Origin of the sequence: Bacillus sp. JJ1773, from assembly GCF_036962035.1 — a bacterium.
Taxonomy (GTDB): Bacteria; Bacillota; Bacilli; order Bacillales; family Cytobacillaceae; genus Cytobacillus.
The window spans coordinates 1-18086 of record NZ_JBALNX010000021.1; the positions used below are offsets into that span (position 1 = coordinate 1).

18 protein-coding genes and 1 riboswitch are annotated in these 18086 nt (G+C 40.0%); of the genes, 16 read left to right on the forward strand and 2 right to left on the reverse strand.

The features are described 5' to 3' along the window. Positions 1 to 589 precede the first annotated feature (589 nt). From V7127_RS04595 to purD, 13 genes are all read left to right on the forward strand, one after another. On the forward strand, positions 590 to 1111 hold the full coding sequence (locus V7127_RS04595; protein ID WP_335344332.1) for a DUF2179 domain-containing protein: 522 nt from the start codon (positions 590 to 592) through the stop codon (positions 1109 to 1111). Continuing rightward, positions 1108 to 1311, forward strand: coding sequence for an NETI motif-containing protein (locus V7127_RS04600; protein ID WP_335483958.1), 204 nt, complete (start codon positions 1108 to 1110; stop codon positions 1309 to 1311). Before V7127_RS04595 ends, V7127_RS04600 begins: the two co-directional genes overlap by 4 nt. Positions 1312 to 1405: 94 nt before the next feature. Continuing rightward, positions 1406 to 1507, forward strand: a riboswitch (purine riboswitch). Positions 1508 to 1648: 141 nt separating this feature from the next. Further along, positions 1649 to 2134, forward strand: coding sequence for a 5-(carboxyamino)imidazole ribonucleotide mutase (gene purE, locus V7127_RS04605; protein ID WP_335344329.1), 486 nt, complete (start codon positions 1649 to 1651; stop codon positions 2132 to 2134). Then, positions 2121 to 3260: a 5-(carboxyamino)imidazole ribonucleotide synthase gene (purK, locus tag V7127_RS04610; protein ID WP_335483960.1), complete on the forward strand. Its 1140-nt coding sequence runs from the start codon at positions 2121 to 2123 to the stop codon at positions 3258 to 3260. Before purE ends, purK begins: the two co-directional genes overlap by 14 nt. 18 nt (positions 3261 to 3278) lie before the next feature. Beyond that, the gene (purB, locus tag V7127_RS04615; RefSeq protein ID WP_335483962.1) at positions 3279 to 4571 is read left to right on the forward strand and encodes an adenylosuccinate lyase; all 1293 of its coding nucleotides are present in this window, start codon (positions 3279 to 3281) and stop codon (positions 4569 to 4571) included. A gap of 143 nt (positions 4572 to 4714) precedes the next feature. Further along, the gene (purS, locus tag V7127_RS04620) at positions 4715 to 4969 is read left to right on the forward strand and encodes a phosphoribosylformylglycinamidine synthase subunit PurS (RefSeq protein ID WP_335344326.1); all 255 of its coding nucleotides are present in this window, start codon (positions 4715 to 4717) and stop codon (positions 4967 to 4969) included. Beyond that, positions 4966 to 5649, forward strand: coding sequence for a phosphoribosylformylglycinamidine synthase subunit PurQ (gene purQ / locus V7127_RS04625; RefSeq protein WP_335483964.1), 684 nt, complete (start codon positions 4966 to 4968; stop codon positions 5647 to 5649). Before purS ends, purQ begins: the two co-directional genes overlap by 4 nt. After that, positions 5633 to 7852, forward strand: a complete 2220-nt coding sequence (gene purL, locus V7127_RS04630) for a phosphoribosylformylglycinamidine synthase subunit PurL (RefSeq protein WP_335344324.1) — start codon at positions 5633 to 5635, stop codon at positions 7850 to 7852. The genes purQ and purL overlap by 17 nt, the downstream gene beginning before the upstream one ends. Next, on the forward strand, positions 7837 to 9252 hold the full coding sequence (gene purF / locus V7127_RS04635) for an amidophosphoribosyltransferase (protein WP_335344323.1): 1416 nt from the start codon (positions 7837 to 7839) through the stop codon (positions 9250 to 9252). The genes purL and purF overlap by 16 nt, the downstream gene beginning before the upstream one ends. A gap of 129 nt (positions 9253 to 9381) precedes the next feature. Continuing rightward, a complete protein-coding gene (gene purM, locus V7127_RS04640) occupies positions 9382 to 10407 on the forward strand; it encodes a phosphoribosylformylglycinamidine cyclo-ligase (protein WP_335483966.1) in 1026 nt (341 codons plus the stop codon). Then, on the forward strand, positions 10407 to 10979 hold the full coding sequence (gene purN / locus V7127_RS04645; protein ID WP_335483968.1) for a phosphoribosylglycinamide formyltransferase: 573 nt from the start codon (positions 10407 to 10409) through the stop codon (positions 10977 to 10979). The genes purM and purN overlap by 1 nt, the downstream gene beginning before the upstream one ends. 72 nt (positions 10980 to 11051) lie before the next feature. Further along, the gene (purH, locus tag V7127_RS04650) at positions 11052 to 12587 is read left to right on the forward strand and encodes a bifunctional phosphoribosylaminoimidazolecarboxamide formyltransferase/IMP cyclohydrolase (protein WP_335483970.1); all 1536 of its coding nucleotides are present in this window, start codon (positions 11052 to 11054) and stop codon (positions 12585 to 12587) included. 18 nt (positions 12588 to 12605) lie between these two features. Next, positions 12606 to 13877: a phosphoribosylamine--glycine ligase gene (gene purD / locus V7127_RS04655; RefSeq protein WP_335483972.1), complete on the forward strand. Its 1272-nt coding sequence runs from the start codon at positions 12606 to 12608 to the stop codon at positions 13875 to 13877. On the opposite strand, the gene V7127_RS04660 is transcribed toward purD, so the two are convergent. Then, positions 13855 to 13968, reverse strand: a complete 114-nt coding sequence (locus V7127_RS04660; RefSeq protein WP_335484015.1) for an EYxxD motif small membrane protein — start codon at positions 13966 to 13968, stop codon at positions 13855 to 13857. The genes purD and V7127_RS04660 overlap by 23 nt on opposite strands. 154 nt (positions 13969 to 14122) lie before the next feature. Further along, positions 14123 to 14395, reverse strand: a complete 273-nt coding sequence (locus V7127_RS04665; protein WP_335483974.1) for a YgaP family membrane protein — start codon at positions 14393 to 14395, stop codon at positions 14123 to 14125. A 193-nt stretch (positions 14396 to 14588) separates the two neighbouring features. Here V7127_RS04665 and V7127_RS04670 point away from each other — a divergent pair, with 193 nt between their 5' ends. From V7127_RS04670 to V7127_RS04680, 3 genes are all read left to right on the forward strand, one after another. After that, positions 14589 to 16331 (forward strand): adenine deaminase C-terminal domain-containing protein, encoded by a 1743-nt coding sequence (locus tag V7127_RS04670; protein ID WP_335483976.1) that lies wholly within the window; start codon positions 14589 to 14591, stop codon positions 16329 to 16331. A 135-nt stretch (positions 16332 to 16466) separates the two neighbouring features. Beyond that, positions 16467 to 17528: a DUF3048 domain-containing protein gene (locus V7127_RS04675; protein WP_335483978.1), complete on the forward strand. Its 1062-nt coding sequence runs from the start codon at positions 16467 to 16469 to the stop codon at positions 17526 to 17528. A 27-nt stretch (positions 17529 to 17555) separates the two neighbouring features. After that, positions 17556 to 17864 carry a YerC/YecD family TrpR-related protein gene (locus V7127_RS04680; RefSeq protein ID WP_335344315.1) on the forward strand — a complete coding sequence of 103 codons (309 nt, stop codon included), beginning with the start codon at positions 17556 to 17558 and terminating at the stop codon, positions 17862 to 17864. Positions 17865 to 18086 lie beyond the last annotated feature (222 nt).

Consider the following 18086-nt stretch of genomic DNA (forward strand, 5'->3'; position numbering starts at 1 on the left):
GTAGGACGTCGCTAGGCAAAAAAAGAACATCATTTAGATGTTCTTTTTTTTGTGGGTTTTAATGGCTTTATAAATGATAAATCCTATAATGGTGTGATGTTAATGTTTGACAATTTATTAATGTTACCTAAAATTGAGATAAGGTAGCATTATTAATGCCGCTGCACAAAACAAAAGCTAGGATTATAGCGCCCACCGTCATGAAAAAAGTAGTCCGAAGGAAGTTAAGAGCTATTTATAACGCCCATCAGCAAGAAAAAATCCATCGAAAGTAGTTAAGAGCAGTCTAAAACTCCCTTTGGCAAAAAAAACACTCGAATGTAGTTAAGGCCCCCATTTTCCCCACCTCATTCATGATCCTATTCAAAAATACTAGATGCTCCAAGCAACAACGAAAAAAGCCATTTTATACATGTTAAGCAATCTTAGTTCCAAAAATTAATTTCCCCTTCGCAAAATCACCAATCTTATGTACAATTAATATTCAATATTAGGTGTTAAAATGGTATCAAAAGGGAATTAACAATATATTAGGAAGTAGACTGTCACTATAAAGGGGGAGCTTTCTTTGTTAGAAAGTGGTTTTTTAATGATAACTATTATTCTGTTAATCAATATTGTGTATGTATCCTTCTTTACGATCAGAATGATCTTAACGTTAAAAGGCCAGAGATACTTGGCTGCTTTTATTAGTATGATTGAAGTTGTTATTTATGTAGTGGGGTTAGGTTTGGTTCTTGATAACCTTAATGAAATCCAGAATTTGATTGCTTACGCGGTTGGTTATGGGATTGGTGTTATTGTTGGGATGAAAATTGAGGAAAAGCTCGCCCTTGGTTATATTACCGTGAATGTAATAACAAAAGAATATGATTTGGACATGCCGAAGATGCTAAGGGAAAAGGGCTATGGTGTGACAACCTGGGCAGCTAACGGCTTAGAAGGGGATCGGATGGCTCTGCAGATCCTGACACCAAGAAAATATGAATTAAAGTTATACCATACGATTAAAGAGCTTGATCCGAAAGCGTTTATTATTGCGTACGAGCCGAAAACCATTCATGGCGGCTTTTGGGTGAAAAGCGTAAAGAAAGGGAAGTTATTTTCATGAGTAAAGGAAAAAAGAAAATGGTTTTTGAAGTGCAGGAAAATGAAACCATTGATATGTGTCTAGAGCGAATAAAAAAGGCAGGGTATTTTCCTGTTAGAAGAACAGAAAAGCCGATCTTTGAGGAAAAAAAGATAGGCCAAACGACTACCTATGAGCCAGTAGGACGCCAGATTCTGTTTGAAGCTAAAGTAATTGAATGATAAAACACGAACGATATATAAGTAATTAGATGTATTGTTCGATTATTGGTTGACATTACTATCAATAGTTGTTAAGATGTGCATATAAGAAATAAATGAAGCGAATAATCCCCCTCATATAATAATGGGAATAAGGCCCATAAGTATCTACCCAATAACCGTTAATTATTGGACTATGAGGGAAAGTAAATATGACTGGCGTAAATAGGAATTCATCCTGTTCTATTTAGGTGTGTTCCTGTATGCTTTTTTGCCCAGGCAAATACTTTCTCTCTTTGAAGATAGTATTTGTCTGGGCATTTTATTTTGTATAAAACTTAGTGCTGGAGGAAAAAAGATGGCAGAAGTTGCAGTGATCATGGGTAGTAAATCAGATTGGGAAACGATGAAGCATACTTGCGATATCCTGGATGAGCTTGAAATTCAATATGAAAAAAAGGTTGTTTCCGCCCATCGAACTCCAGATCTCATGTTTGAATATGCGGAAAAGGCGAGAGAAAAAGGCATTAAGGTGATTATTGCCGGGGCTGGAGGTGCTGCTCATCTACCAGGTATGGTTGCAGCTAAAACGACACTTCCAGTCATTGGTGTTCCAATCCAATCAAAAGCGCTAAACGGTTTGGACTCTTTACTCTCCATTGTACAGATGCCAGGTGGAGTGCCGGTAGCAACAGTGGCTATTGGCAAGGCAGGTGCGACAAATGCCGGTCTGCTTGCAGCACAAATACTTGGTGCCTTTGATTCACATATGGCAGATCGTCTAGAACAAAAAAGAGAAAACACGAAACAAGAAGTTTTAGAAAGTAGTGATGAGCTTGTCTAAAAAAGTCATTTTACCAGGTCAAACGATTGGAATTATTGGCGGTGGACAATTAGGAAGAATGATGGCGATTGCCGCAAAAGCACAAGGATTTAGGATTGCAGTGCTTGACCCGACCGAAGATTCACCATGCGGGCAAGTCGCTGATCATGCCATTATCGGTGAATATGACAGCATTGATTCTATAAAGGAACTGGCAAAAGTAAGTGATGTCATTACGTATGAATTTGAAAATATTAACGCGGAAGCCTTGGATTGGTTATGTGCCAACACCTATGTCCCTCAAGGATCTGCATTGCTTGAAATAACACAGGATAGGACAAAGGAAAAAGCAGCCATAAAAAAAGCCGGTGCAGAGGTTGCTCCATATGCAGTGATTAGAGAAATAGACGATATATATGCAAATATCGAGCAACTCGGATTTCCGGCAGTATTAAAGACGGCTAGAGGCGGATATGACGGAAAAGGACAATACGTCATTAGAAACGAGCAAGATATTGTAGAAGCGGCAAAGCTTCTTGAAAAAGGAATTTGTGTCCTTGAAAAGTGGATTCCGTTTGAAAAAGAAATCTCGGTTATTATTTTTCGAAGCGTTTCTGGTGAAACGGCTGTTTTGCCAGTTGGAGAAAATATTCATAAAGACAATATTCTTCATCAAACAATCGTACCGGCAAGAATATCGGAACAGGCAAAGGAAACTGCTGTAGATGCAGCTAAGCAGCTTGCAGAAGCATTCGACCTTGTCGGAACATTGGCAGTCGAGATGTTTTTGACAGCTGATGATCACATTTACATTAATGAGCTTGCGCCAAGGCCCCATAATTCAGGGCATTATTCCATTGAAGCTTGCGAAACCTCGCAGTTTGAGCAGCATATCCGTGCAGTTTGTAATTGGCCGCTTGGCAGTACACATCTATTAAAACCAACATTAATGGTAAACATATTAGGAGAACATCAGGAACCATTAATAAAGAAGATTCCGTCATTAAATGATTGGAAAATTCATTTGTACGGTAAAAAGGATGCCAAACATAAACGCAAAATGGGTCATGTAACTCTCTTGCGCGATTCAGTTGAAACGGCAATTGGTGAAGCTGAGGATAGCGGCATTTGGTCCGATGTGAGATAAAAGATCGGAGGCTAAAAGATGATTGAACGCTATACAAGGCCAGAAATGGGCGCGATTTGGGCGGAGGAGAATCGGTTTCAGGCGTGGTTAGAGGTTGAAATTCTTGCATGTGAAGCATGGGCGGAGATTGGCGATATTCCAAAAGAGGATGTTCAAAAAATCCGCGAGAATGCTACCTTTAATATGGAACGCATTAAAGAAATCGAGGAAGAGACAAGACATGATGTCGTGGCTTTTACCCGTGCCGTTTCTGAGACACTCGGTGAAGAAAGAAAATGGGTTCATTACGGATTAACGTCAACAGATGTTGTGGATACGGCTCTTTCCTACCAAATTAAGCAAGCAAATCAAATCCTTCTTAAAGATCTTGAACGTTTCGTTGAAATTTTGAAAAACAAAGCACAACAACATAAATATACAGTTATGATGGGCCGTACGCACGGTGTCCATGCTGAACCAACTACTTTCGGCCTGAAGCTTGCTCTTTGGTACGAGGAAATGAAGCGTAACGAAAATCGCTTTAAGGAAGCAGCTGAAGGCATAGAATTTGGGAAAATTTCAGGAGCCGTTGGAACATACGCGAATATTAATCCCTATGTAGAGAAATATGTATGCGAGAAGCTTGGCTTGAAGCCAGCACCCATTTCAACACAGACATTACAACGTGATCGCCATGCGCACTATATGAGCACAATCGCTTTAATTGCCACATCCATTGAAAAATTTGCGACAGAAATACGCGGTCTTCAAAAGAGTGAAACACGTGAGGTAGAAGAGTTTTTTGCAAAAGGTCAGAAAGGCTCATCGGCTATGCCGCACAAGCGAAACCCAATCGGTTCAGAAAATATGACTGGGATGGCAAGGGTGATCCGCGGGTATATGCTCACTGCCTACGAAAACGTAGCATTATGGCACGAACGAGATATCTCTCATTCCTCTGCCGAAAGAATCATCATCCCAGATGCAACCATAGCCTTAAATTATATGCTTAATCGCTTTGGCAATATAGTAAAGAATTTAACCGTATTCCCTGAAAATATGAAGAGAAATATGGATCGCACGCTAGGATTAATTTACTCGCAGCGCGTTTTACTCGCTCTTATCGATAAAGGGCTTACACGCGAAGAAGCGTATGACACTGTCCAGCTGCGTGCGATGGAAGCATGGGAGAAGCAAGTTCCGTTTCGCAGCTTGATCGAGCAGGATGAGACGATTACTGCTAAGCTTGACTCTAACGAAATTGATGATTGCTTTGATTATCATTACCACATTAAGCATGTCGAAACAATTTTTGAACGACTAGGTTTATAAAAAATAAGAGGTGAAGGATTCTTTGCCTCTTATCAAATAAAAATTCCCCACTCTTCACCTTAGGGAACTTTCATGAAAAAAGATATTGAAGGTTTAAGAGATTCATATAAAAAAATAATAGCCAAACTGGGAGGCCAAACAGTATGTACAAAGTAAAAGTATTCGTCACATTAAGAGAAAGTGTTATCGATCCTCAAGGTACAGTTGCAAAAGATTCGCTTCACAAGCTAAATTACGGCGAAGTGTCCGATGTTCGTATTGGTAAATATGTAGAGTTAACTTTAGAAAAAACAGATCGTAATATCGATGAAATCGTAAAGGAAATGTGTGAAAAATTATTAGTTAACTTGAATGTCGAAGATTACCGTTTTGAAATCGAGGAGGTAGTTGCTCAGTGAAGCTAGCAGTCATTGCTTTTCCAGGTTCCAATGAGGTTGATATGTACAATGCTGTAAAAGATGTTCTCGGGGAAGAAGTGGAGATTGTTAGTCACGAGGCGGAAAATCTTGAGGGTTTTGACGGAATCATCCTTCCAGGCGGCGCGTCATTTGGGGATTATCTACGTCCAGGTGCCATTGCACGCCACAGCAGAATTATCCAAGAAGTAAAAAAAGCAGCAGAAGCAGGAAAGCCGGTAATCGGCGTAAGCAACGGGTTCCAAATTTTATTAGAAGCAGGTATTCTTCCAGGAGCCGTGAAACAAAATGAAGGCTTAGAGTTTATCTGTCGCTCAGTGGAAGTAAAAGTTGAAAATAATGAGACGATGTTCACATCTGAATATCAACAAAATGAAGTTCTTTCACTTCCAATCGCACACTGGAATGGCAATTACTATTGTGACGAGGAAACACTTAAAAGTTTAATAGAAAATAAGCAAATTGTATTTACGTATAATGGCTCTAACCCGAATGGAAGCCTTGAAAATATCGCTGGGATTACGAACGAAAAAGGTAATGTTTTAGGAATTATGCCTCATGCGGAGAGAGCAGTTGAAGAGATAATCGGAGGATTGGATGGTTTAAAGCTTTTTCAATCGATCGTGAAAAATTGGAGGGAAGCACATGTCGCTAATGCTTGAACAAAGTCCAGAACAAATTAAAGCAGATAAAATTTATAAAGAAATGGGTTTAACGGATGAAGAATTTGCGATGATTGAGAAAATTCTCGGCCGCCTTCCAAACTACACAGAGACAGGTCTATTTTCTGGCATGTGGTCTGAACACTGCAGCTATAAAAGCTCTAAACCCATTTTAAGAAAATTCCCTACAACGGGTGAAAGAGTTCTTCAAGGTCCAGGGGAAGGAGCAGGAATTGTTGATATTGGCGATGAGCAAGCGGTTGTTTTCAAAATCGAAAGCCATAACTCTCCATCTGCTATTGAGCCTTATGAAGGGGCAGCAACAGGTGTAGGAGGAATTCTTCGCGATGTCTTTTCAATGGGTGCAAGACCAATTGCCGCACTGAATTCATTACGCTTTGGTGAATTAGATTCGCCACGTGTGAAGTATCTATTCAAAGAAGCGGTTGCTGGTATTGCTGGCTATGGGAACCGAATTGGAGTACCAACTGTTGGTGGAGAAGTTCAGTTTGATCCAGCCTACGAAAAAAATCCGCTAGTGAACGCAATGGTAGTTGGGTTGCTTGACCATAAGGATATTCAAAAAGGACAGGCGCGTGGAATTGGAAACACGGTGATGTATGTAGGAGCACCAACAGGCCGCGATGGAATTAATGGAGCATCCTTCTCTTCAGCTGAATTAAAAGACGAACCAGTTGAAGAACGTTCTGCAGTTCAAGCAGGTGATCCGTTCCTAGAGAAGCGTCTAATGGAAGCTTGCCTAGAGTTAGTTCAATCAGATGCGCTGATTGGTATTCAAGATATGGGGGCAGCTGGCTTAACGAGTTCTTCAGCTGAAATGGCAAGTAAAGCAGGTTCAGGAGTAGAAATGAACTTAGACCTCGTTCCTCAGAGAGAACCTGGAATGTCGGCTTTTGAAATGATGCTTTCTGAATCACAAGAGAGAATGTTGATTGTTGTAAAAGTTGGCAGAGAGCAAGAAATCACCGATCTTTTTGCGAAATATCATCTTGAGGCCGTTTCAATTGGAAAAGTAACAGACGATAAAATGCTCCGTCTACTGCACAAAGGTGAAGTCGTAGCAGAAGTACCTGCTGATGCATTAGCAGAGGAAGCACCAGTCTATAATAAGCCATCACAAGAGCCGGCATATTTCCGTGAGTTCCAAGCAATGGAAAATGATATTCCTGCGGTCAGTGATCATAAAGAAACGCTTGTTAAGCTTCTCGGACAACCAACTATTGCTAGTAAGGAATGGGTATATAATCAGTTTGATTATATGGCTGGTACGAATACAGTTGTTGCCCCTGGCTCTGATGCAGCTGTGGTTAGAATCCGTGGAACACGCAAAGGCTTAGCGATGACAACGGACTGTAATGGACGCTATGTTTATCTTGATCCAGAAACAGGCGGGAAAATTGCCGTTTCTGAAGCAGCGAGAAATATCGTTTGCTCTGGCGGAGAGCCTTTAGCAGTTACAGATAACTTAAACTTTGGCAGCCCTGATAACCCGGAGATTTTCTGGCAAATCGATAAATCTGCTGATGGTATCAGTGAAGCATGCCGCAAATTAAACACACCAGTTATTGGCGGAAATGTATCATTATCGAATCAATACGACGGAAAAGCAATTTATCCAACTCCTACAATTGGTATGGTCGGTCTTCTTGAAAATATTGACCACGCAACAACTCAAAATTTTAAAGATGCAGGAGATCTGATCTATTTATTAGGTGAAACGAAAGATGAATTCGGCGGGAGCGAATTACAAAAATTAACGTACGGAAAGATTTTTGGAAAAGCGCCTGAACTGGATCTAGATATTGAAGAAAAGTATCAGAAACAAGTACTAACTGCCATTCGCGCGGGGGTAGTAGCTTCTGCTCATGATTTATCTGAAGGTGGATTGGCCGTTGCCATTGCTGAAAGCTTAATGGGTACAAAAGGTCTTGGTGCCAATATTGAGATTTCAGGAAATATTGTGTCTGCCTTATTCAGTGAATCACAATCCCGTTTCTTACTATCGGTTAAAAAAGAAAACCAAAAAGAATTTGAAGGCTTAGTTGATGCAAAACTACTTGGTGAGGTTACAGATACAGGAGTTCTTCAAATTAATTCAGAAGAGAAGGAAACTGTGCTTACCGAGCAAGTTGATGTACTTCGACAAGCCTGGAAAGGGGCTATTCCATGCCTGCTGAACTAGAAGGCTTACAAGAAGAATGTGGAATTTTCGGTGTATGGGGCCATACAGATGCATCTCAAATAACATATTATGGCCTTCATAGCTTACAGCATCGGGGTCAAGAGGGAACTGGAATTGTTGTGACGGATGGGTCCAAGCTAAGAGGCGTAAAAGGCGATGGACTTGTGAATGAAGTATTTACAGCTGAATCGATGAAAGAATTAGCAGGCAGCTCAGCCATTGGCCATGTAAGGTATTCAACTAACGGAGGAAGCGGATATGAAAATATCCAGCCCCTCCTATTCCATTCACAAAGTGGCAGCATGGCTCTTTGCCATAATGGAAGTTTAATCAACGCTAAAGCATTAAGGCATCAGCTCGAAAACCAAGGAAGTATTTTTCAAACGAGCTCGGATACGGAAATCTTAGCTCACCTTATTAGAAGAGGCGGATTTACTTCTTTAAAGGATCGGGTGAAAAATGCTTTATCGATGTTAAAAGGAGCCTATGCTTTCCTAGTCATGACTGAAACAGAATTAATTGTTGCTCTTGATCCGAACGGCATGAAGCCTCTTGCTCTCGGAAAACTAGGAGATGCATATGTTGTTGCATCTGAAACATGTGCCTTTGATATTGTCGGAGCAAAATTTGAACGCGATATTCATCCTGGAGAATTGCTTGTTATTAGTGATGAAGGACTCCATTCGGAAATGTTTTCAGTGGCATCGCAAACAGCTATGTGTGCGATGGAATATATTTATTTTTCACGGCCGGATAGCAATATTAATGGCATAAATGTTCATTCTGCCAGAAAAAGACTTGGGAAGCAATTGGCACTTGAAGCTCCGATTGAAGCAGATGTGGTTACAGGTGTTCCAGATTCTAGTATTTCAGTTGCGATCGGATATGCAGAAGTTACTGGAATTCCATATGAAATGGGACTAATTAAAAATCGCTATGTGGGACGGACATTTATTCAACCTTCACAAGCTCTCAGAGAGCAAGGTGTAAAAATGAAGCTTTCTCCTGTTAGAGGTGTTGTAGAAGGAAAACGAGTGATCATGGTAGATGACTCGATTGTTCGTGGGACAACGAGCAAAAGAATTGTTAACTTGCTTCGGGAAGCAGGCGCAACTGAAGTACATGTAGTGATTAGCTCTCCTACCATTAATAATCCATGCTTCTATGGGATTGATATGTCCACTAAAAGAGAATTAATTGCTGCTAATCATTCAATAGAAGAAATTAGAGAGATTCTGGGTGCGGATTCTTTAACCTTTTTAAGTGTAGAAGGAATGGCTGAAGCGATTAATAAAAATAAATCTGGTCAACCACATGGCCTTTGTCTTGCTTGCTTTACAGGCAATTATCCAACTGAAATCAATCCGGTTAAAAGCGAGGAAAAGGTTCCAGTCGGTTAATAGGATTTTGATAGGATATATATTGAGATGAATTTGATAAAGCGGCATTGAAAGATGTCGCTTTTGTTTTGAACTGTTTTAAGAATAAATTGTCTAGCACTTACGCTTTTCTAACGAGGAGGACTAATAATGGCAAATGCATATAAGCAGGCTGGAGTCGATATTGAAGCAGGCTATGAAGCGGTATCGCGAATGAAAAAACATGTAGAGAAAACGGTTCGCCCAGGTGTTTTCGGTGGTTTGGGCGGATTTGGCGGGATGTTTGATTTATCGGTTCTGAATTTAAAAGAACCTGTTCTTGTATCGGGTACAGATGGAGTAGGAACGAAATTAATGCTCGCATTTATGATGGATAAACACGATACAATTGGTATTGACGCTGTTGCTATGTGCGTAAACGATATCGTTGTCCAAGGGGCGGAGCCGATTTATTTCTTAGACTATATTGGCTGCGGTAAAGCTGAGCCATCTAAGATTGAGGCGATTGTTAAAGGGATTGCCGATGGGTGTGAACAGGCAGGGTGTGCACTTGTTGGAGGCGAAACAGCTGAAATGCCAGGCATGTATACGGAAGAAGAATATGATCTTGCCGGATTTGCTGTCGGTGCTTGTGAAAAGTCAAACATTATCAGCGGCACAGATATTAAAAGTGGAGACGCACTCATTGGCCTTGCCTCAAGTGGAATTCACAGCAATGGATATTCTTTAGTTAGAAAATTATTTTTTGATCAAGCTAACATGTCGTTAACGGACCATGTTGATGAATTAGGCTGCACGTTAGGAGAGGAGCTTTTGCGTCCAACGAAGATTTACGTAAAGCCGATTCTTTCTGCATTGAATAAATTCAAAATTAAAGGGATGGCCCATATTACAGGCGGCGGTTTTATTGAAAACATTCCACGCATGCTTCCTGAAGGCTTAGGTGCACAATTAAAAGAAAGCAATTGGGAAGTACCTGCTGTCTTTAAATTAATGGAGAAGATTGGCGAATTAGACCGTAAAGAAATGTACAATATTTTTAATATGGGAACAGGAATGGTCTTAGCAGTGGATCAAGAAATTGCACATGATGTGATGTCCCATTTTAATGAGAACGGCGAAAAGGCTTATCTGATAGGAACAGTAACTGATAAAGAAGGAATTGAGATTTTATAATGAAAAAGATTGCAGTATTTGCTTCTGGCAGCGGGACGAACTTCCAAGCCATTATAGATGCAGTTCAAAAAGGCGAGCTTCAAGCTGATATTCAATTGCTTGTATGTGATAAGCCCGATGCATTTTGTATTAAACGGGCTGAAAAAGGGAATATTCCTCAGTTTATTTTTACTGCTAAAGAGTACCCAAATAAAGAAACCTATGAAAAAGTAATTTTGAATAAACTTGAAGATCTCAATGTTGAATATATTATTTTAGCTGGCTATATGAGGCTAATTGGACAAACTATTCTGAGGGCATTTGAGGGGAAAATCGTTAATATTCATCCTTCCTTGCTGCCTGCTTTTCCAGGAAAGGATGCTATTGGTCAAGCATTAGAAGCGAAAGCAAGGGTTAGCGGTGTAACCGTTCATTTCGTTGATGAAGGAATGGATACGGGCCCGATTATTGCTCAGCAAGAGGTTGAAATTAGTTCAGAAGAAACGATGGAAAGTCTTGAAGCTAAAATCCATGGAATTGAACATCAGCTTTATCCAGCAGTTTTACAAAAGTTGCTAACGAACAATTTGTAATAGCTCTTTCACCTAGCTGAGTAAAACGTTCATGAATTAGAGAAGGCATTAATTTTTTGGAGGGCATACTTGATGAAGAAAAGAGCACTAATTAGCGTTTCTGATAAAAGTGGAGTCGCTGAATTCGCAAAGGCATTAAGCGAATTAGGGTTTGAAATTCTTTCCACAGGCGGTACAAAAACTGCCTTGGAAGAGATTGGACTTCCTGTGACAGGTGTCAGCGACGTTACTGGTTTTCCGGAAATATTAGAAGGACGGGTCAAGACATTAAATCCATTCATCCATGGAGGATTATTAGCTAAGTTTGATGAGCCGAGCCATAAGAAACAATTGGAAGAGCACCAAATTCAGCCGATTCATGTCGTATGTGTAAATTTATATCCTTTCCAGCAAACCATTGCCAAGCCAGACGTAACAGTTGAGGATGCAATTGAAAATATCGATATCGGCGGACCTGCTATGCTTCGCGCCTCAGCCAAAAACCATGAGTATGTTACGGTTGTTGTCGATCCTTCCGATTATGAGACAGTTTTAAGCCAATTAAAGCAAAACGGTGAGGTAGAAAAGGAAACTCGCCGTAAGTTAGCTGCAAAGGTATTCCGTCATACTGCTGCTTATGACGCGATGATTGCAGAATATATGACGAAGCTTGCTAATGTGGAAGTGCCTGAAAAATTAACAGTTACTTATGAATTAAAACAATCATTGCGATATGGAGAAAATCCACATCAGAAGGCATCTTTTTACCGGAAGCCGTTAGGCTCAGAGTTTTCGATTGCGAATGCTGAGCAATTACATGGAAAAGAATTATCCTATAATAACATAAATGATGCGGATGCAGCTCTTCAAATTGTAAAGGAATTTACAGAGCCAGCGGCAGTAGCTGTCAAGCATATGAATCCTTGTGGGGTTGGAAGTGGAGAAACAGTATACGATGCTTTTACAAAAGCATTTGCTGCTGATCCTGTTTCAATTTTTGGCGGAATTATTGCCTTCAATAGGGAAGTGGACAAAGAAACAGCACAAAAATTATATGAAATTTTTCTAGAAATCATTATTGCTCCTTCTTTTTCAAAAGAGGCTTTAGAGATTTTAACAGGGAAAAAGAATCTACGTCTTTTAACCGTTCCATTCTCAAAACAGAATAAAGAAGAAGTAAAGTTAACATCTATTGAAGGTGGATTATTAATCCAGGATTTTGATCAATACACACTAGATCACGCAGAAATCACGATTCCAACGAAAAGACAGCCTACTGAGGAAGAATGGAAAGCGCTAAAGCTTGGCTGGAAGGTCGTTAAACATGTGAAATCTAATGCCATTGTTGTGAATAACGCAGAAATGACCCTTGGAATTGGCGCAGGTCAAATGAATCGTGTAGGTGCAGCGAAAATTGGCTTAGAACAAGCAGGGGAAAAAGCAAATGGAGCAGCTATGGCATCTGATGCATTCTTCCCGATGGATGATACAGTTGAAGCGGCTGCAAAAGCTGGTATTACAGCTATTATTCAGCCAGGCGGATCTGTCCGTGATGAGGATTCAATCAAAAAAGCGGATGAGTACGGAATCGCGATGGTATTCACGGGCATTAGACACTTTAAACATTAAAAGTGGGGGATGTTTATAATGAAGGTACTAGTAATAGGAAGAGGCGGCCGTGAGCACGCTATTTGCAGAAAGCTTTCTGAAAGTCCGTCAGTAGAGAAAGTATTTGTTGCGCCAGGAAATCCAGGCATGGAGGACGTTGCTGAGCTTGTAGCCCTTACGGAAAACGCACAAGATCAACTCGTACAATTTGCGAAAGAACATGAGATTGGACTTACTGTGATTGGACCGGAAGTTCCCCTTCTTGAAGGGATATCAGATCGTTTCCAGGAGGAAGGATTAAGGGTATTTGGCCCTAAAAAGGAAGCGGCAATCATAGAGGGCAGCAAGTCATTTGCGAAGGATTTGATGAAGAAATACAACATTCCTACTGCCGATTATGCGGTATTCTCCACTTATGATGATGCAAAAGCTTATCTAGAAGAAAAGGGTGCTCCCATTGTTATAAAAGCGGACGGTTTAGCAGCAGGTAAAGGTGTGACCGTTGCGCTTACAATGGAAGAGGCGAGACAAAGCTTAGAAGAAATGCTTTTAAATGAAAGATTTGGTGATGCTTCGTCTACTGTTGTCCTGGAGGAGTTTTTGACTGGAGAGGAAATTTCACTAATGGCTTTCGTAAATGGAGAAACGGTGATCCCTCTTGAGATTGCCCAAGATCATAAACGTGCCTTTGACGGAGACAAGGGTCCGAATACAGGTGGAATGGGTGCTTATTCCCCTGTGCCTCATATAAGTGAAGATACGGTAAAGACTGCAATTGAAACAATATTAAAACCGACAGCGAAAGCACTTGTTCAAGAAGGCCGGAATTTTTGCGGCGTTCTATACGCGGGTCTCATCATTACTGAAGTTGGCCCTAAAGTGATTGAATTTAATGCCCGATTTGGCGATCCGGAAACGCAAGTTGTTCTGCCAAGAATGAAATCTGATTTAGCTGAAGTGATGCTGGCCGTTATGAATGGAGAAGCACCTGCTATTGTTTGGGACGAACAAGCCATGCTAGGAGTTGTCGCTGCTTCTGTTGGATACCCAGAGGAATATGAGAAGGGTGCGATTTTATCAGGCTTGCAAAATATTAGCAGCGATGTGCTAGTTTTCCATGCGGGCACTGAAAAGAATGAATCAGGTGCATTCATAACAAACGGCGGCAGGGTTTTCCTAGCAGCTGCGAAAGCAAACACATTAAAAGAAGCACAGGACAAAGTTTATTTGGAATTAGAAAAGGTAAACTGCAGCGGCATCTTTTATCGTAAGGATATCGGATATAAAGCTATCGAGCACGTCTTTTCCTAGACTTTCGCATAAATGCAAAGAGTAAAGCAATGATGCTTCCTACTAATATGATTAGGACAAAGGACATATCTGTTAAATATTCAAGGAACATAATGGACACACCTTCTTATTTAGCCCCCTCATGTAGGGGGCTTTAATGATTGGTTTGATATTAAGCGGAAACAAAGAGCGTATAGTTTCCCGAAATTTAAAAATCTCATGAAAAAGTGGAAACAAACAAGTCAAAATCATGTTACATCGTTTTTTTATGTTGGGTTATGTGGAACCATTTCACTTAAAGCACCGTTTTCGTCTTGATTCCCGTTCATTCGTTCCTGTCCGCATCGATAAAGGTCTGTGACTGGACAATATCTAACAATTCCTTCTGCCACCTTCATTGCTCCGAGCACAACCCAAATAAAATTTGATTGGCGCCAAGGTCTTATAACAAGTTTTGCGGAAGCACAGGACATAACAGAAAGTCCTATAGTAATGCGGATTAACGCATTGATAATCCCGATATTAGGTTTGACGTTCAATGGGCCTTCACCTTCTTTAATATTTTTTTAAAACCACCTATTTCTTTAGTGCGTTAAATTGCGAAATATGATAAGATATAGAAATGAAAGGGCTTTCTTTTGCTTTTTTTACCAAAAAGAAATTAGAGAAAATATCATCCTTATTGAAAAAAATAGATTTTAAACATACAGCAAAACAGGGGGAGGGTTTAACGTGCTGGAACAGAGATTCCGTTGGAAAAACAAGCACTTGCGTGACCATGTTTCAGTATTAGATGGAAAATTACCGCCGACCATAATACTTAAAAATGCACATTACCTAAATCAGGCATTTCGTAAATGGATGACGGCAAACATTTGGATTTATAATGATCGCATTGTCTATGTGGGAGAAAGGCTTCCCGAAAAATTAGACAAATGTGAAGTCATGGATTGTGAAGGTTTAATACTTGTTCCAGGTTACATTGAACCCCATTCCCATCCGTTTCAATTATATAATCCCCATTCATTTGCCAGCTATGCATCTCAATTCGGGACAACAACCTTGATTAATGACAATATGGTTCTCGCTTTGCAATTAGATAAAAAGACGGCGTTTTCCTTTATTGAGGATATGAATCATTTGCCGACATCGATGTATTGGTGGTGCAGATTTGATGCACAAACAGAAATACAAAATGAAGAAACGATATTCTCTCATAGTAATATAAAATCATGGCTTGAACATGATGCCGTTTTACAAGGCGGGGAATTAACAGGCTGGCCGAAATTATTAGACGGCGATGATTTAATTCTGCATTGGATACAGGAAACGAAGAAGAAAGGAAAGAAAATTGAGGGACACTTCCCAGGGGCATCAGAGAAGACGTTGGCAAAGCTTATGCTGCTAGGAGCCGATTGTGACCATGAAGCGATGACAGGAAAAGATGTTTATAATCGTTTAATGCAAGGCTATACAGTTTCTCTCAGATATTCATCGATCCGTCCGGATTTACCTGTATTGTTGGATGAAATACATGAACTAGGCATCAATCATTATGATCAAATGATATTTACGACTGATGGATCCTCTCCTTCTTTTTATGAACAGGGCATCATTGATCAGATGATTCGAATAGCCATTGAAAAGGGAGTCCCGATTATGGACGCCTATAATATGGGAACGATAAATATTGCACGGCACTATAATATTGAACATTTGCATGGGAACATCGCAACGGGAAGAATCGCCAATATTAATTTTCTGACAGATGAGACAAACCCTACACCTGTTTCCGTTTTAGCAAAAGGAAAGTGGGTCAAAAAGAATGGAGAACCGTTGGATGCATACGAGTCTATAGATTGGAAAGATAAAGGCTATAAACCTTTACAAATAGATTGGAATCTTGAGTCGGATGATTTACAATATTCCATGCCGTTTGGGATCAATATGGTGAACACAGTCATTATGAAGCCATATTCCATCTCTATCAATGTTTCGGCTGATCAGTTATCTGCTGACCATGATGAATGTTTTTTCATGCTAGTTGATAAACATGGGAAATGGAGAATTAACACACTGCTTAAAGGCTTTGCAACTCATTTAGACGGGTTTGCCAGTTCTTTTTCTAATACAGGAGATTTTATCCTGATTGGAAAAAGCAAGCAGGATATGATGAACGCCTTTAATCGAATGAAAGAGATTGGCGGAGGTATTACTGTTTCGGAACAGGGCCGAATTGTTCAGGAAATTCCGCTCAATATTATGGGCGTGATGTCCAGCGAAAATGTTGAAAGTATAATTGAAAAAGAAAAAGAGCTTCGCAGCTATTTAAGTGAAAGGGGCTATAAGCACGACGATCCTATTTATTCACTTCTTTTCTTTTCTTCAACCCATTTGCCATATATTAGGGTCACACAGCAAGGAATATATGATGTTATGAACAAAACAGTACTCTTTCCAACGATAATGCGTTAAAATGTAAAAGTAGAATTGAAGGAAATCTGCATCTAGACTATACAGAACCAGCATACCAAAGTTTATTGAAATATCCTTACTCACTTTCTAAAAAGTGATCGCGGCAGGAAACTTCACAATCACAGGGGTGTCTTAATGTTAAAACAATGGATAGCTGCTTTTGCAGCGGTCATGCTGCTAGTTTCAGGATGCAGTAAAAATGATAAAACGACCGTAAAAAATGAAGAAAATAATCGTGAAGAAACGGCAGAGGAGCAAGAGCAAGTATCCGAAGAAGAGGATTTGCCTTACCAATTTCCATTAACAGGTGTTGGTACTGAGGATCAGGTGGAAACAAGAGCAGTAGCGGTCATGATCAATAATGACCCTCATGCACGTCCACAATCAGGTCTTGGTCAGGCTGACATTGTCTATGAACTGCTTGCAGAAGGTGATATTACGAGATTTCTTGCTATTTATCAAAGCGAACAGCCAGAGAAAATTGGACCTATAAGAAGTGCAAGAGATTATTATATTGAATTGGCAAAAGGCTATGATAGTCTGTATATTGCTCATGGATATAGTCCAGACGCAAAAGCGATGATGGATAGAGGATATATCGATAACTTAAACGGAATGAACTATGATGGGACGCTTTTCTATCGTTCCACTGACCGAAAAGCTCCGCATAACTCTTATTCTTCCTTTGAGAATTTCTTAAAGGGCGCTGAATTAAGAAATTATGACATGGATAAAGCTCCTGCAGCGCTTACTTTCCTTGATAAACAAGAGATAGAAGCTTTAAACGGGGAAGAAGCAAAATCAGCTATGGTTTCTTATTTTAACAGCAAGCTCTTTAATTCAATCTATGAATATGATGAAACTCTTGAAAAGTATAAGCGGTATTCTAATGGTGAATTAACCGCAGATCAACATTCTGGAGACCCGGTGCTTCTTGATAATATTTTCATCGTAGAAACAGATCACAAGGTAATTGATTCCGCAGGACGGAGGTCCATCAACCTTATATCTGGAGGAAGAGGGTACTTGCTGCAGAAAGGACAATGGAAAGAGGTTGAGTGGCAAAGCATTGAGGGGAAAATCCTGCCAGTGCTGAATGGACAAATGGTTGGACTTGTACCAGGGAAAACTTGGATTAATGTTATTCCATCAAACCCAGGCTTGGAGCAAACAGTTTCTTTTGATGTAAAGGAATAGATTCTATATTTAAAGGGGTATGAGCATATGCAAATTGATAAATTAAGAGGAAAAGAGCTGGATCAGTTATTTAAATCGATTTTATCTTTAAAGGATTTAGAAGAATGCTATCGTTTTTTTGATGATTTATGTACAGTCAATGAGATTCAATCTTTAGCCCAACGTCTTGAAGTTGCTCGAATGCTTACAGAAGGAAAAACATATCATAAGATCGAGACCGAAACAGGTGCCAGTACCGCAACCATTTCTCGTGTTAAACGCTGTCTCAACTATGGAAATGATGCATACGAAATGGCTTTAGAGCGAATTAAGGAAAACGAATCTGTGAATGAATGATTATATCTTAATGGAAAGGCCGCAGGGGTTAACTCCTGCGGCTTTTTGGGGCTTAGGATATTATTTGGTATCTGGCAGTTCCCCCTGAGTTAAAGGACACACTTTGATGGTTTCCTCCATTTAATGTCCTTAAAAACTAAGTTAAAGGACACACATTGATGGTTTCCTCCCTATGTGTCCTTTAAAACTAAGTTAAAGGACATACATTGATGGTTTCCTCCC